The organism is Aeromicrobium panaciterrae (assembly GCF_039537165.1).
In the GTDB taxonomy this organism is placed as follows: domain Bacteria; phylum Actinomycetota; class Actinomycetes; order Propionibacteriales; family Nocardioidaceae; genus Aeromicrobium; species Aeromicrobium panaciterrae.
Genome location: NZ_BAAAZZ010000002.1, coordinates 592,132 through 607,104, shown reverse-complemented (window position 1 = coordinate 607,104; position 14,973 = coordinate 592,132). Strand labels below are relative to the sequence as shown.

15 protein-coding genes are annotated in these 14,973 nt (G+C 67.8%); 10 read left to right on the top strand and 5 right to left on the bottom strand.

Going from position 1 to position 14,973, the window contains the following annotated elements; all coding sequences use genetic code 11:
* Window positions 1–49: 49 nt before the first annotated feature.
* Entirely contained in the window at window positions 50–1,126 is a 1,077-nt protein-coding gene (gene cax, locus ABD683_RS03455; RefSeq protein ID WP_344767324.1) for a calcium/proton exchanger, read from the bottom strand.
* Between the two features lie 47 nt (window positions 1,127–1,173).
* Between cax and ABD683_RS03450 the strand changes: the two genes are divergently transcribed.
* Complete coding sequence (locus ABD683_RS03450) at window positions 1,174–3,060, top strand: Na+/H+ antiporter (RefSeq protein WP_344767322.1); 1,887 nt, start codon at window positions 1,174–1,176, stop codon at window positions 3,058–3,060.
* Here ABD683_RS03450 and ABD683_RS03445 read toward each other — a convergent pair.
* Entirely contained in the window at window positions 3,036–3,485 is a 450-nt protein-coding gene (locus tag ABD683_RS03445; RefSeq protein ID WP_344767320.1) for a DUF6542 domain-containing protein, read from the bottom strand. The genes ABD683_RS03450 and ABD683_RS03445 overlap by 25 nt on opposite strands.
* A 60-nt stretch (window positions 3,486–3,545) precedes the next feature.
* Between ABD683_RS03445 and ABD683_RS03440 the strand changes: the two genes are divergently transcribed.
* The 8 genes from ABD683_RS03440 to ABD683_RS03405 all read left to right on the top strand — a co-directional run bounded on the left by ABD683_RS03440 (window position 3,546) and on the right by ABD683_RS03405 (window position 11,266).
* Entirely contained in the window at window positions 3,546–4,082 is a 537-nt protein-coding gene (locus ABD683_RS03440; protein ID WP_344767318.1) for a GNAT family N-acetyltransferase, read from the top strand.
* The gene (locus ABD683_RS03435; RefSeq protein WP_344767316.1) at window positions 4,079–4,612 is read left to right on the top strand and encodes a GNAT family N-acetyltransferase; all 534 of its coding nucleotides are present in this window, start codon (window positions 4,079–4,081) and stop codon (window positions 4,610–4,612) included. Before ABD683_RS03440 ends, ABD683_RS03435 begins: the two co-directional genes overlap by 4 nt.
* 6 nt (window positions 4,613–4,618) lie before the next feature.
* Window positions 4,619–5,707, top strand: coding sequence for a redox-regulated ATPase YchF (ychF, locus tag ABD683_RS03430; protein WP_344767314.1), 1,089 nt, complete (start codon window positions 4,619–4,621; stop codon window positions 5,705–5,707).
* A gap of 22 nt (window positions 5,708–5,729) precedes the next feature.
* Window positions 5,730–6,014, top strand: a complete 285-nt coding sequence (locus ABD683_RS03425; RefSeq protein WP_344767312.1) for a type II toxin-antitoxin system Phd/YefM family antitoxin — start codon at window positions 5,730–5,732, stop codon at window positions 6,012–6,014.
* Window positions 6,011–6,277 carry a type II toxin-antitoxin system RelE family toxin gene (locus ABD683_RS03420; protein WP_344767310.1) on the top strand — a complete coding sequence of 89 codons (267 nt, stop codon included), beginning with the start codon at window positions 6,011–6,013 and terminating at the stop codon, window positions 6,275–6,277. Before ABD683_RS03425 ends, ABD683_RS03420 begins: the two co-directional genes overlap by 4 nt.
* A 119-nt stretch (window positions 6,278–6,396) precedes the next feature.
* The gene (locus tag ABD683_RS03415; protein ID WP_344767308.1) at window positions 6,397–7,665 is read left to right on the top strand and encodes a PucR family transcriptional regulator; all 1,269 of its coding nucleotides are present in this window, start codon (window positions 6,397–6,399) and stop codon (window positions 7,663–7,665) included.
* Between the two features lie 80 nt (window positions 7,666–7,745).
* The gene (locus tag ABD683_RS03410; protein ID WP_344767307.1) at window positions 7,746–9,752 is read left to right on the top strand and encodes a fatty acid desaturase; all 2,007 of its coding nucleotides are present in this window, start codon (window positions 7,746–7,748) and stop codon (window positions 9,750–9,752) included.
* A gap of 170 nt (window positions 9,753–9,922) precedes the next feature.
* Window positions 9,923–11,266 (top strand): class I adenylate-forming enzyme family protein, encoded by a 1,344-nt coding sequence (locus ABD683_RS03405; protein ID WP_344767305.1) that lies wholly within the window; start codon window positions 9,923–9,925, stop codon window positions 11,264–11,266.
* A 3-nt stretch (window positions 11,267–11,269) separates the two neighbouring features.
* Here the strand turns inward: ABD683_RS03405 and ABD683_RS03400 are convergent, their stop codons facing one another.
* Window positions 11,270–11,815, bottom strand: coding sequence for a hypothetical protein (locus tag ABD683_RS03400; protein ID WP_344767304.1), 546 nt, complete (start codon window positions 11,813–11,815; stop codon window positions 11,270–11,272).
* Between the two features lie 137 nt (window positions 11,816–11,952).
* Between ABD683_RS03400 and ABD683_RS03395 the strand changes: the two genes are divergently transcribed.
* Complete coding sequence (locus ABD683_RS03395; RefSeq protein ID WP_344767302.1) at window positions 11,953–12,960, top strand: helix-turn-helix transcriptional regulator; 1,008 nt, start codon at window positions 11,953–11,955, stop codon at window positions 12,958–12,960.
* Window positions 12,961–13,001: 41 nt separating this feature from the next.
* Here the strand turns inward: ABD683_RS03395 and ABD683_RS03390 are convergent, their stop codons facing one another.
* Both ABD683_RS03390 and ABD683_RS03385 read right to left on the bottom strand, forming a co-directional pair.
* Window positions 13,002–13,607 (bottom strand): hypothetical protein, encoded by a 606-nt coding sequence (locus tag ABD683_RS03390; protein ID WP_344767300.1) that lies wholly within the window; start codon window positions 13,605–13,607, stop codon window positions 13,002–13,004.
* Window positions 13,604–14,947 carry an MFS transporter gene (locus tag ABD683_RS03385; RefSeq protein ID WP_344767299.1) on the bottom strand — a complete coding sequence of 448 codons (1,344 nt, stop codon included), beginning with the start codon at window positions 14,945–14,947 and terminating at the stop codon, window positions 13,604–13,606. Before ABD683_RS03385 ends, ABD683_RS03390 begins: the two co-directional genes overlap by 4 nt.
* Window positions 14,948–14,973 lie beyond the last annotated feature (26 nt).

Here is a 14,973-nt window from a genome sequence, read left to right as displayed (position 1 = left end):
GAGCTTGCGAGCAGACGCTCGCGAAGCGAGCACGGGCGCGGAGCGCACGTCACCCCCACCAGAAGGCTGTCGCGATCACCGCGTAGAGGGCGATGAGGGCTGCGCCTTCGAGCCAGTTGCTCTCACCGTCGACCGTGATGATCGTGACGAGGATGACCGCCAGCAGCAGGCAGGCGACCAGCAACGGGCTGAACACGAGTGTCAAGGTCGCAAGGCCGAAGATGACGCTGATCAGCATCAGGGCTGGGGCCAGCACCAGCGAGATCTGGATCGGGCTGTTGAGGATCACCGCGAACGCGTACTCGGACTGGCCCTTGTATGCGAGCTGCACGCCGACGATGTTCTCGATGGCGTTGCCGGCGATCGCGACGACGACAAGACCTGCGAACACCGACGACACGTTGAGCGAGTCCATCGCGGGCTCGAGCGCGTCGACGAACCAGTCGGAAACGAATGCGGCGAGCGCCGAGGCGAGGGCCAACAGGCCGATCGCCAGCGCCACGGGCCAGCGCGGCGCCTCGACGTGGGGGTCGGCGGCCGCTGAGCCGCGTCGCAGCGATGCCGGCAGCGACAGGGCGAACAGCACCAGCAGCACCACCGAGACGATGATCGAGAACGCCTTCTCGTGCTCCTGCGCCGGAGTGTGCAGGCCATGGGCCAGCGATGGGATCGCCAGTGCCGCGACCGAGAGGAGCATGAGCACGGCGATCGTCCGAGCGCGCTCGGAGTCGAGCCGCTGGGTACCGTGCTTGAGGCCGCCCACGAGGAACGCCAGGCCGAGGACGAGCAGCAGGTTGGCGAGGACCGAGCCGATCAACGCGGCTTTGACGACGTCGACCAGGCCGGCCTTGAGAGCGAAGATGCAGATGAACAGCTCGGGCAGGTTGCCGAGCGCCGACTGCAGCACGCCGGTGGCGCCGGGCCCGAAGCGATCGCCGAGCTGCTCGACGCTCCGGCCGACCAGTGTCGCCAGCAAGGTGACGGCAACGGCGGACACCACGAACGCCGAGACGGGGCCCCAGTCGGTGTAGTGCGCGAGTCCCGCCACGACCACCATCAGGGCGCCTCCGCCGAGGACGATGTAGTCGGAACGTACGAACGTGGGCGATTCGGTCGCGGTGCTCATGAGACTGATCGTGTCAGACGCGAGGCATCGGATGACAGACTCTCTCCGTGGACATCGCGCTGACCCTCGTGACCTTGCTGGCCATCGCCGTCGCGGTGAGCGCCGCAGCCGGTCGCCTCGGCATGTCGGCGCCCCTGGTGCTGATCGTTGTCGGCATCGTCGGCTCCTACCTCCCGTTCGTGCCCGACTTCGAGCTGACGCCGGAGATCGTGCTGGTCGGCCTGCTGCCGCCCCTGCTGTATGCGGCGTCGATCCAGACGTCGCTCGTCGACTTCCGCGTCAACCGGCGGCCCATCGCGCTGCTCAGCGTCGGTCTCGTGCTCTTCACGACGATCGGTGTGGGGCTGCTGGTGTGGTGGCTGCTGGACGTCTCGCTTGCCGTCGGCTTCGCTCTCGGTGCCGTCGTGGCTCCGCCCGATGCCGTCGCCGCCACGTCCATCGCCCGTCGCGTCGGCCTGCCGCGCCGCGTCGTCACGATCCTCGAGGGTGAGAGCCTGGTCAACGATGCGACCGCGATCGTCACGCTGCGCACGGCCATCGCCGCCATCTCCGGGTCGATCAGCGTGTGGCAGGTCGGTGCCGAGTTCATCGTCTCGGCGATCGGCGGCGCACTGATCGGCCTCGTCGTGGCAATCGTGGTCGGCAAGATCCGCAAGCTGATCAACGACGACGTCACGGACGTGGCGGTGTCGCTGCTGACGCCGTGGATCGCCTACCTGCCGGCCGAGGAGATCCACCTTCCCGGGCTCGATGGGCATCCGTCGGGAGTGCTCTCGGTGGTCGTTGCGGGCCTGATCCTCGGGCACAAGTCACCGCTCATCCAGTCGGCGTCGTCGAGGCTGTTCGAGCGGACGAACTGGGCGACCATCTCGTACGTCCTCGAGAACGCCGTGTTCCTGCTGATTGGTCTCCAGATCCGCGCCATCGTCCAGGACCTCGACAACAGCAGCGTCTCGGGCATGCGCATCGCGGTGTCGTGTGCCGTGGTGCTGGTGGCGGTGATCGTGCTGCGGATCCTGTGGGTGTTCCCGGCGACGTACGGGCCGCGCCTGATCCCCAGGATCCGCGACGCCGAGCCGCGGCCGACGCCACAGACCGTGTTCCTCGTCGCGTGGACGGGAATGCGCGGCGTCGTGACCCTGGCCGCGGTGTTCCTGCTCCCGGCCGACACCCCGAAGCGCGAGGTGCTCGTGCTGATGGCGTTCGTCGTCACGATCGGGACGCTGCTCATCCAGGGCCTGACGATCCCGACGCTGGTGCGCTGGCTCAAGGTGGCTGGCCCCGACCGGCACGAGGACCACCTGCAGGAGGCGACGGTCTACCAGGCGGTGGCCGACGAGGGCATCAAGTACCTCGATGAGGAGGTCGAGGGCACGGTCTCCGACGCCGTGATGCACCGGCTGCGCGAACGCGCGACCGATCGTACGAATGCCGTGTGGGAGCGGCTCGGCGGCAGCGTGACGCCGAGCGCGCAGTACTCGCGTCTGCGCGCGGCGATGCTGGAGCGCGAGCGTGAGGAGCTGTTGCGCATCCGGGCGCTCGGCAGCGTCGACCAGACCGTCCTCGCCAGGGTGATGAACTCCCTCGACGTCGAGGAGAGCATCCTTGATCGTGTGTACGAGGACGAGACGACAGCCAACCGTGAGACCGAGCTGCGGCCGACATACGAGCAAGGTGGCCCGTGCGAGCACCTCGCCGACGCGTGTGTCGTGCCGACGCCGGTGACACCGACCGGCTGCGAGGAGTGCCTCGCGGAGGGCGCCGACTGGGTGCACCTGCGGCTCTGCATGACCTGTGGTCACGTGGGCTGCTGCGACTCATCGGTCGGTACGCACGCCACCAAGCACGCCCATGCGACCGGGCACCCGGTGATCCGCAGCTTCGAGCCGGGTGAGGCGTGGCGCTGGTGCTACGTCGACGAAGTGCTCGGCTGACGATCCGGCGCTGTGGCGATGCGCAGGGCGATGATGCCCAGTGCCAGGCCGTGACCAACGACCAGCGTCTTGCCGTGGTCGATCGTCGCGGCGATCAGCCGGGCGATGAAGCCGGCGTCCTGGGCCAGGCCGTTGACCCTGATGGCGTCGGGCCAGAACATCGCGACGACCGCGAGCGTGCCGATCAGCAGCATCGGTGGGAACACGCCGGCCTGGAACAGTGATTGCAGGTCGACACCCATCGCAACCGTGACCACGATCAGCACGAAGCCGAGCGAGAACGTGAAGCCGAGCCGGTTGTTGTCTGCCAGGTCGAGCCCGACCACCACGGCCATGGCGAAGCACGCGACGAGGATCGCCTGGCGAGCATTCAGGTCGCGGCGGGTCCACGTCGGGTGTGACGTCGACTTGGCCGGCTGGGACATACGTCCATCATGCGCTGCAACGGCGACAAATTCGTGGAGGCGAACTGATAGGAACGACTCATGACCCTGATCGAGACGGAGCGACTGGTCCTGCGGCCCTACACGTACGACGACGCGGAGCGCGTGCTCGACATCCACAGCCGGCTCGAGGTCATCCGCTGGCTGAGCGATCCGCCGTTCGTGCCGATGGCCGATCTCGACGAGGCACGCGCGTGGATCGACAACTGGGGCGAGGGCGACGTCGGACCGACCAATTGCGGGCTGGCGATCGAGGTGCGCCGAACCGGCGTGGTCGCCGGCACCGTGATGATCACGAAGGTGCCGAACGCCGAGCACGACGAGCGGCAGGCCGGCTGGCACCTGCACCCTGACTCGGTGGGGCACGGCTACGCCACCGAGGCGGCTGCTCCACTGATCGACGAGGCGTTCGCGGCGGGCCTCGACGAGATCTGGTGTGGCATGTATCCCGACAACCACGCATCGGCCGCCGTCGCGAAGCGGCTCGGGCTGATCGACCGTGGCATCGTCCCGGATCCCTGGTACGACGGCGACTCGCACCTGTTCAGTGCCACGGCGGAGGAGTGGGCCAACCGATGATCGAGACCGAGCGCCTGCTGCTGCGGTTCTTCAGGCACGACGACGCTTCGCGGTTGTACGACATCTTCCGGCGCCCCGAGGTCGCCCGCTGGAGCGGCAACGGCACGCCGATGTCGACGATCGACGAGGCTCATGAACGCATCGACCGCTATGTGGTGCGTCGTGGGTCGCATCCCGCTGCCGGCATCTTTGCCGCCGAGCTCAAGAGCACCGGAGTCGTCGCCGGGATGTGCATGCTCGTACCCCTTCCGTCGAGCGACGGTGTCGACCGCGCCGACATGGAGATCGGCTGGCACTTCCACCCCGACGCGTGGGGCAACGGCTATGCCACTGAGGGCGCGTCGGCGCTGGTCGAGCGAGCGTTCGCGGCCGGCATACCCGAGCTGTACGCCGTGACCAACCCGGACAATGCGCCGTCGCAGGCCGTGTGCCGGCGGCTCGGCATGGAGGACCTCGGCCTGCGTACGGACTGGTACGACCGGGAGCTCCGCGCCTTCTGTCTGAAGGCTCCGGGTGAGCCCGTAAAGTAGCCCCTTGTGGCTCTCTCCATCGGCATCGTCGGACTCCCCAATGCGGGCAAGTCGACCCTTTTCAATGCCCTCACCAAGAACAACGTCCTGGCGGCCAACTACCCGTTCGCGACGATCGAGCCCAATGTCGGAGTCGTCGGCGTACCCGACTCGCGTCTCGGCAAGCTCGCCGAGATCTTCGGCTCGGAGAAGATCCTGCCTGCGACGGTGCAGTTCGTCGACATCGCCGGCATCGTCCGCGGGGCCTCGGAGGGTGAGGGCATGGGCAACAAGTTCCTGTCGCACATCCGCGAATCCGACGCGATCTGCCAGGTGACGCGGGTGTTCCGCGACGAGGACGTCACGCACGTCGACGGCGACGTCAACCCCGCCAACGACATCGAGACGATCTCGATCGAGCTCGCGCTCGCCGACCTGCAGACCCTCGAGAACGCGTTGCCGCGACTCGACAAGGAGTCGCGCAAGGACAAGTCGCTCGTCCCCGCGTACGAAGAGGCGACGAAGGCCAAGGACGCCCTCGAAGGCGGCACCGGGGTGCTCAAGGCGGGGCTCGACCTGGGGCTGCTGCGTGACCTGCACCTCATGACGTCGAAGCGGTTCATCTACGTCTTCAACTGCGACGCCGAGGAGCTCAACGACGACGCGCTGAAGCAGAAGATGAGCGCCCTGGTCGCCCCGTCAGAGGCGATCTTCCTCGACGCCAAGTCCGAGGCGGAGCTCGTCGAGCTGGGCGACGACGAAGAGGCCGAGGCGATGCGTGCCGAGATGCTCGCCGACATGGGCGTCGACGAGCCGGGGCTCGATGCGCTCGCCCGGGTCGGCTTCGACACGTTGGGGCTGCAGACCTACCTCACGGCGGGTCCCAAGGAGTCGCGCGCGTGGACCATCCCCAAGGGTGCGACCGCGCCGCAGGCTGCCGGCGTCATCCACACCGACTTCGAGCGCGGCTTCATCAAGGCTGAGGTCGTCTCGTTCGACGACCTGCTCGCCGCCGGCTCGATGAACGCCGCCAAGTCGGCCGGCAAGGTGCGCATGGAGGGCAAGGACTACGTCATGGCCGACGGCGACGTCGTTGAATTTAGATTCAACGTGTGAGCAGTGCGCTAGAGTTATGTACATGACGACGATCCCGCTCGCGGAGGCCAGGGCGCAGCTGTCGCGCTTGGTCGATGAAGCCGTGCGCACCCACGAGCGCATTGAGGTGACTCGCAAAGGGCGGCGGGCGGCCGTCATCCTGAGTGCCGATGACTACGACTCCATCATTGAGACGCTCGACATCCTGAGCGATCCGGACCTGATGCGTGAAGTACGTGATGCCGAGGCTGAGCTGGAGGCCGGCGAGTTCGCGACTCTCGACCAAGTGGCAGACGACCTTCGGAACGCCGGACGACTCGCTCGGTGACGTACGAGGTCATCCTCTCGAGCCAGGCTCGGCGTGCGCTCACCGACGACCTTCCCGAGGTCGTAGCGGCTGCGTGCTGGGAATTCCTGATTGGCTCACTGGCCGAGAACCCGCAGCGTGTCGGAAAGCCGCTGCGCGGTGAGCTGGAAGGCCGCTACTCGGCTCGGCGGGGCGAATTCCGGGTCATCTATCGAATTATCGAGGAGCGGATACGAGTCGAAGTGATCAACATCCGACATCGGCGTGACGCCTACCGTCGCTGACGTTGACCCAAGGCGACGTGGTCGAGTTCCGCTTCAATGTCTGAGGACCAGTTTCGGCATCCAGTGCGCGCCAGCAGTCGAGCGCCCTGAATATCTGTAGCCGTCGATAGTCTTCCGACATGGGTGCGAACGCGGATGAGTCGGCAGGCCTTCCCCACGCTGTTGCGATCGAGATGCGCCGCACCGCCAGCGAGCTGTTGGGCAACGTGTCGTCGTACGCCGATGACATGTTCGCCCACATCCTCGAAAGCATCCCCGAGGCCGGTGCCGATGACGAGCTGCGCGGTCTGACGCTCGGGTCGTGCTCGTCCAACCTCGAGGCAGCACTCTCGATGGTGCGGCACGGCATCGACGTGAACGCGGCGACGGCACCCGTCACGGCGCTCGAGCATGCGCGTGCCATGGCCGCGCGCGGCTACAGCGTCGATGTGATGTTGCGCTTCTATCGCGTCGGCCATGCCTACTTCAGCCTGCGCATCCTCGACGAGATCGCCGCGGTGGTCTCCGACCCCGCCCTGGCCCTGGTGGTCGTGGCAAACCTGCAACGCTTTTCCTTCGCGTACGCCGACCGCGTCTCCAGCCACGTCGCGGCCGAGTACGTTGCCGAGCTGGACCGGATTCAGAACAGGGAGCGCGCAGCTCGAACCGACGCGGTTCGAGGGTTGATAGCCGGCGACCAGCTCGATCTCGCCCGTGCCGAACGTGTCCTGTCCCACCGGCTCACGGGGTGGCAGACCGCGTTCGTCTGCTGGACCGACCGGCACGATGTCGATCTCGCGAGCATTGGCCTGGAGGTGGGTGCTCATCTGGGGGCACCTCACCCGTTGCTCGTCCCGGATGGTGCCCAGACGTTGTGGGGCTGGGTCGCCACAGCTCACGCACCAGGTGTGGAGCGCGGGCTCATCGCGTCCTGGGCCACGCAGGTCCCGGACACGGTCAGGGTCTCGATCGGAACGCCTGCGCAGGGGCCTGCGGGCTTCCGCGACTCCCATTCACAAGCCCTTCGCGGCTGTCGGATCGTCGAGCTCTCCGGCAGGGCCAGCAGAGTGACACCGTATGCCGAGGTGGCGCTCGTCGACACCATGAGCGGCGACCTGGACCTCGCGCGAGCCTTTGTCAGGACCGAGCTCGGCGCACTGGCCGTCGCAGGCCGTCAGCAGGATGAGGAGCGCCGCGCGTTGCTGGCAGTACTAGATGCACAGGGCGGCCTGGCGGCGGCGGCCGTGGAGCTGGGCGTACATCGCAACACGGTGCTGCAGCGCGTACGCCGTGCCGAGGGACGTCGAGGCTCTCCCGCCACCGAGCGGGTCGCCGAGCTGCATGCGGCGCTGAGACTGGTCGATGTTCTCGGACCCGTGCTGCTGACTGCAGAACCCGACAGGCCCTGACCTGGAATGTGCGGGCCGCACATCCGGGTGGGCTCGGCACCTCTGGCAGTGCACAGCTCCGCGCCCGTACGGTTCGGGACATGTCAGCCATCGCAGAGCAGCCCGCCGCGACCTCGCGTCACGCACTTCCTGACCCGGGCGAGCACGTCCCCCTGATCTCGTGGCCCATCGTCGGCATCTTCCTCGGTGCCATCGGCGTCTTCGCGTCGTCCACGTGGGCGGCGCTGGCGGACAGACTCCCTGTCCCGGCGACGGTCTTTCTCAGTGCGGCAGCGATCTTCGTGCTGTTCACCGTGCTGCACGACGCCGCCCACTATTCGATCAGCACTCGTCGTTGGGTCAACGTGACGTTTGGCCGGGTGGCGATGTTCTTCGTCTCGCCGCTGATCTCGTTCAAGTCGTTCGCGTTCATCCACATCGAGCACCACCGCAACACCAACGACGACGAGAACGATCCGGACCACTTCGTGAGCGGCGCCCCGTGGTGGCAGCTTCCCGTTCGGTTCCCGCTGATGGACGTTCCGTACCTGGGCTTCCTCATCCGCAACGTGAAGCGCCGCCCCCGCGCGGAGGTGCTGGAGACCTCATTGCTGATGGCGACCAGCGTCGCAGTGATCGTGGTTTCGGCATTCACTGGACACCTGTGGACACTGGCGGTGATCTACCTGATCCCCGGGCGGATCGCGATGTTCGTCCTGGCCTGGTGGTTCGACTGGTTGCCGCACCACGACCTCGAGGACACCCAGCAGGAGAACCGCTACCGCGCGACGCGCAACCGGGTCGGTTCCGAGTGGGTCCTGACTCCGCTGCTTCTCTCGCAGAACTATCACCTCGTCCACCACCTGCACCCTTCGATCCCCTTCTATCGGTACGTCGCGACGTGGCGACGCAACGAGGAGGCGTATCTCGAGCGTGACGCGGCCATCGGCACCGTGCTGGGCCATCAGCTTGACGCCGAGGAGTATCGCGAGTGGAAGAGGCTGAACGGCAAGCTCGCCCGGCTTCTGCCGGTGCGGATGCCGAAGCGATCCTCCGCACACGCCGCGGTGTTTCACCCGATCGCAGTCGCCGGCGTCGACAGGTTGACCGACGACAGCGTGCTGATCCGCTTCGACGTGCCGGACGACCTGCTCGACCAGTTCTCGTTCGAGCCCGGTCAGCACGTCACGGTACGCAGCGACCTCGGTGGCGAAGGCGTACGGCGCAACTACTCGATATGCTCCGCGGCCACGTCCGATGCATTGGAGATCGCGGTCAAGCACCTTCCCGGCGGCGCGTTCTCGACGTTCGCGCTGGAGCACCTTGAGGTCGGCGACACCCTCGACCTGATGACGCCCACGGGGGACTTCGGCACCCAGCTCGATCCGCTGGCCGCGAAGAACTACGTTGCGATCGTCGCGGGCAGTGGCATCACCCCCGTGCTCTCGATCGTGCAGACCGCCCTGGAGGTCGAGGCGGAGAGCCGATTCACGCTGATCTACGGCAACAGGGACGCCGACAGCACGATGTTCCGCGACGACCTGGACGACCTCGAGGCGCGCTACGCCGACCGCCTCCGGGTCATTCACGTACGCTCCCGCGATCCACGACACCCGACGCACCTTCGCGGTCGCGTCGATCGTTCGAGGCTCAACCAGTGGCTCGACACCGACTTGACCACGGCGGCGGTGGACGACTGGTTCCTGTGCGGCCCGGTCGAGATGGTGACGGAGCTGCACGGCCTGCTCCTCGAGCGAGGTGCCGAGCCCGAGCGCGTCCACGTGGAGCTCTTCCACGGGTACAAGAAGGAAGGGGTCATCGACGACTACTCGCCGGCAACAGTGGCGGTCAGGCTTCGCGGTCACGATGGCGAGGTGTCGCTGAGACCTGGTGACACGGTTCTGGAGTCTGTGCTGAGGGCTGGGATGGATGCGCCCTACGCCTGCCTCGGCGGAGCCTGCGGCACGTGCAAGGCGAAGCTGCTGCTCGGGTCGGTGTCGATGGAGCAGAACTTCGCGCTGTCTCCCGCAGCCGTCGAGGAGGGCTATGTTCTCACCTGCCAGTCCCACCCCACGAGCGAGCAGGTTCACGTCGACTACGACGCCTGATCCGCCCGCCGGTCACATTGAGCGGAGGAATGCGTAAGGCCCGGCCGGGAGGGAGTCCACGGGCCGGGCCTGCATACGCAGAGGCGGGAGGGAGTTTGCCATCTACACCATCAGTAACGAGGCTCCGGCTGTTGCGTTACGCACATCTGGGGACTCGTAGCCTGTGTGCCATGACTCGCGTGAACAGCACCGACGCGACCCCGCGCCTCGACCGCGCTGAGGCGGACGTCCTGGCAGCGCGCTTCGTTGCCGGGCTGCACGCGCGGGGAGTGGGTGCCGGTGAGCGGGTGGCCTTCAGCGCGTCCAACTCGCCGGAGCTGCTCGCGGCGGTCTTCGGGTGCTTGCGGGCAGGAATCGCCCCGATCGTGCTGAGCTCGAAGCTCACGGCGTACGAGCGCGACTCGATGCTCGCGGACGTGACGCCAGCGCTCGTGGTCGACGACGAGACGTGTCGCAGCCTGACCGCGTCCGAGCTCGACGCCCTCGACACGCCTGCGCTCGACGCCCGCTTCCACTGTCGCCCGTTGCACTTCACCTCGGGCACGACCGGACGTCCCAAGGCGGTGTGGAGCGGGTGGCACGACGAGACCGCATCGGAAGGCGTGTGGCAGGACGAACTCGGCGCCTGGGGGTTTTCGGCTGCTGACGAGCACTGGGTCTGCTCGCCGCTGAGCCACTCAGCGCCTCTGCGTTTTGCCGTGTTCACCCTGCTTGCGGGCGGTGCCGTGCGCATTCCGGTCGATTTCGATGCGGCCGAGGTGAGGAAGGGACTCGAGGGCGGGGTCTCGACGACGTTCATGGCTCCCACCCAGCTGCAGCGCGTGCTCGATGGTGGGCCTGTGGTGGCGGAGCGGCTCCGGCTGCTGGCCCACGCGGGCTCGGAGTGTCCCGAGCAGCTGAAGCGTTCCGCCATCGACGCTTTCGGCGCCTCCGTGGTCGTGGAGTTCTACGGCTCGACCGAGGGGCAGTTCACGGTGTGCCCGGCGAGTGAGTGGCTGGCTCGACCCGGCACGGTCGGACGTGCGCGGCCCGGCCGGCGGATGAAGGTGGTCGACGGCCAGCTCTGGTGCGAGCCGCCGGATTTTGCGCGCTTCGAGTACTGGGGTGACCCCGCCAAGACCGCCGCCGTGTGGGACGGGTCGTGGTTCACCGTCGGCGACCTGGGCCGGATCGACCACGAGGGGTATGTCTATCTCGAGGGACGGCGCAGCGACCTCATCATCATCACCGGCGGGGTCAACGTCTATCCCGCTGAGGTCGAACGGATCCTGCGTGAGCTCGACGGGGTGACCGACATCTGCATCGTCGGCCTGGACGACGTCCAGTGGGGTCAGCGCGTGTGCGCCGTGATCACGGGTGACGTCACGACGGCGCAGCTGGAGGCCTACGCGAAGGAGCACCTGGCGCCCTACAAACGGCCCAAGACCATCCGCCGCGTCGACGCGATGCCGTTGACCCACTCGGGCAAGATCGACCGGCAAGCCGTGGCTGCCTCGCTGGCAGAGGACGGGTGAACCCTACGCTCGCGTCGCACGAAACAGGCTGCCGAACGCCACCACGAGGATCACGTTGACCGCGATGGCGACCGCCGCGATGTTGCCGATGTGGGCTACCGGCCAGCCGATGATGGCGATCAGGACGAGCCCCGCCTGGAGGGCGTGGTCGAGCTTGCGGAGTGCGAGGGCGACCAGCGCGAACGACAGCGGAAAGAAGAGTCCGAGTGGCTTGATGAGGTTGGCGGCGCCGGGTTGATCGACGAGCTGGACGTCGCCGAGCGACATGTGGATCGCCTCGAAGCCGTACGCCGCGTTGCCGACCAGGCCGATGACTCCTGTCAGGACGATGGCGGCCTTGAGCCGTGATGCCGCGGGAAGCCACGTCGCGATGCGAAGCACCACGAAGCCGTATGCGATGGCGCCCAGTACGTGCAGGACGCCGGCTCCTCCGCTGTCCCATCCGCGCGCGGCGTACGTCGAATCCGCGGCGAGGTAGAGAAGTGGCGCGACGAGGAGCGAAGCGGTGAGCAGCTGGTCCGTGGGGTTGGTGGTCGTGGTGGCAGTCATGGCAAGAGCCTTTCGGTTGACGGATGCCTCGACTCTCGCCGCGCATCAGCCTGTCCGGTACGGGGTCAACCCTGGACCGGCGATTGCAGGGAAAACCCCGGGCTCCCTCCTCGTACGCGCGTGCCATCATTCCGAGCATGAACGAACCGCGCCCACGGGAGAGCTGGGCACTGCTGCCCCTGCTGGTGCTCTGTGCGGTGGTGGCCTTCGTCGCGGTCGGCTTCTCTCGTGGCCTGTGGCTGGCGAACCTGCACAACGGTCTGCTCGCCTTCGCGTTCAGCTTTGTCGGAGCCATCGTGTTGTTCAGCCGACCCAGCCAGCGGGAGGGGCTGCTGTTCCTTGCGACGGGCACCCTGGAGGCGGTGATGTTCGTCGGCCGTCAGATCGGTCACGAGTCATCGGCGCACGCTGACCGGTGGTGGGGCTGGCTCGGCGTGTGGCCGCTCGCCGTCACGCTCGGCGCAGTCACCTGGTGCATCCTGTGCTTCCCGGAAGGCCGGTTCCTGTCACGCGGGTGGACGTGGCTCGGTGCCGGCGTCGCCGTGCTCGCGATGGTCTGCTCGCTGCTGTCCGCGCTCTGGCCGGTTGAGTACTCCGAGACTGGCGTCCGTACGCCGCACCCGTTCTCGCTGGGAGGCGTGGAAACGGCGGACGCGATCTGGTCGGGGCTGGCGCACTCCACGTACGCGGCGTTCCAGCTCCTCTGGGTCGTGGCGATCGTGGTCCGCTGGCGTCAGTCGAGCGGTTCGGCTCGCAGCCAGCTGACCGTGATGCTCACGGCGGTGGCGGTGTCGGCCGTCGCACTGATCGTCGGGCTCGTCGTGGCCGGCTCGCCCCGCGCGGGCGTCCTGACTGCCACACTCATCCCCGTCGCCGCCGGTGTGGCGATGCACCGGCTGAGTCTGGCGAGGGTCATCGAGGAGCAGACACAGGCGGGCCGGCTCGAGGGGCTCACTCCTCGCGAGAACGACGTGCTGAACCTCATGGCGCAGGGGTTGTCGAACGCGGCGATCTGCGCTCGCCTGCACCTCTCGATCAAGACGGTCGAGCCAGTGGTGAGCGCGATCTTCACCAAGCTGGGTCTGCCTGCTGACTCCGACAGCAACCGCCGCGTCCTCGCGGTCGTGGAGTATCTCCGCAGATGAGTCAGCGGGTGCCGTCACAGGGCGCCCCGCCCCGGTGCAGCTCAGATCAGGTTGCGGAGCCTGGCTGACAGTGAATCCTTGACGGCTGTCGTCACGGCGACGCCGACCTGCTGCTCGAGCTGGTTCTGGTTGTCCAGGTTGCCGAGCAGTGTACGGAGGTCGAGATCGCGGATCGCGCGGTCGAGGACCTCGTCGGTCTTGAGGGCGGCGTCGACCACCGGGCCCGGCAGTGCGCGGATCGCGGTCTTGAGCAGTCCGTTGAGGTCGGCTGAGTCGAGCGCCTCGTCGACCAGCTCGGAGGCACGGGGAAGAGTGCCGTCGGCCTTCATGTCATCGACGGCAGACAGCAGCCCCTCGCGCAGGGCGTCGATCTCGGAGTCGGTGCGCGTGCCGGGCTGCGCCAGCTCCAACGTCAGCGCCTCGCGCGTGACACCGAGGCTGCAGGCGGCCTTGTCGATGCCGATCAGCACGAGCCGCTCGGTGAGGCCGTCGATGCCGTCGGCCTGTGACGTCACGGTCCGCTCGACGCAGGGGTCGGCCGACTTGAGGGGCTCGTACGTGCCGCCGCCGTTGGCGAGCTGAGTGCCGACGACACCCGCGACGAGGATCAGCGCGACGACCGGCATCGCTGCCCTGCGGGGGATCATGGTGCCCTCCGTCGTACGGGCAACATCACCGTGATCATCGCGAGGAGCGCCAGGCCCGCGCCGATGAGGAACGAGTCGCGGAACGCCAACGTCGCCGCCCGCTCGACCTGCGCGTTCAGGTCACGCTCGAGCGTGACGGCCGCCGGGCGGTCGGCGGCGTCGAGGTCCAGCTCCTTGAAGGCCTGGCTCAGGTCCGGGACGTCTCCGCTCTGCGCAGTCAGCTCGTCGCCGAGGGATTGCGCGACCGCGATCTTGCCCTCCGGCGACAACTGAGAGTCGAGGACCACGGAGGTGATCGCCTCTTGCGCCGGCACCTGGGCGTCGACCAGGTCGGCCGTGAACACCGGCGTCAGGATCGCCAGCCCGAGGACGACGCCGATGTGGCGGGCACCGATGGTCCACCCGGCATGCCGCACGCGAGGCAGGCGCAGCTCCATGGCCTTCGACGTCAGCCGGTCGACGGTCAGGCCCAGACCCAGGCCGACCAGGACCTGTGGCGCGATGCTCCAGGCGAGGTTGGAGGATGGCGGGATCGCGAGGCCGACCAGGCCGCCCGCGACGAGGAAGCAACCGACCGCGATCTCGACCTCGGCCGACGGTCGGAAGAGCCGCGCGAACGGTTGCGCGGCCACGGCGGCGAGAGGTACGACGGACACCGTCATGGCGGCGGTTGCCGGGGAACGACCCCAGCCCTGCACCAGCAGCAGCACGAGGAGGAACAGCGCCGCGGTGAGGGCGGCCGACATCAGGGCGAGGGTGACGTTGGGGCGAATGGCGGGACGATGACGATCCGGCGCGGTCTCCGGCGCGGCGCGTACGGCGAGTGCGGCGGGAACCGCCAACGCGGCGATCGGCACCTGCACGATGAAGATCGACTGCCACGAGATCGCCTGCGTGAGCAGTCCGCCGGCAACAGGGCCGACCGCCGTACCCACCACTCCCGCCGTGATCCACGTCGCCACGCCTCGGCGTTCGCCGCGGTCGGCGACCAGCAGCTCGAGGCACCCGATCAGCGCAAGCGCGCCGCCGACCGCCTGGACGCAGCGAGCCGCGATCAGCGACTCGATCGATCCGGCAAACGCACACCAGGCCGACGCTCCGGCGAACAGCGCGATCCCGATCGCGCTGAGGATGCGTGGCTGCACACGGGCGAACCCCGTCGCCGCCGGGATGGCTCCCAGACCCAGCACGAGGTTGTAGGCGATCAGCACCCAGGCGACCTGCCCGACGGAGGCATCGAGGTGGAACAGGATGTCGGGGAGGGCGAGCGTCACGACGGCGGAGTCTGCAAGCACCATCGCAACCGTCACGGCGAGCAGGGGAGTGACGGCGCGACGCACCCCGCCATCCTCGCAGCGCGGCGGAT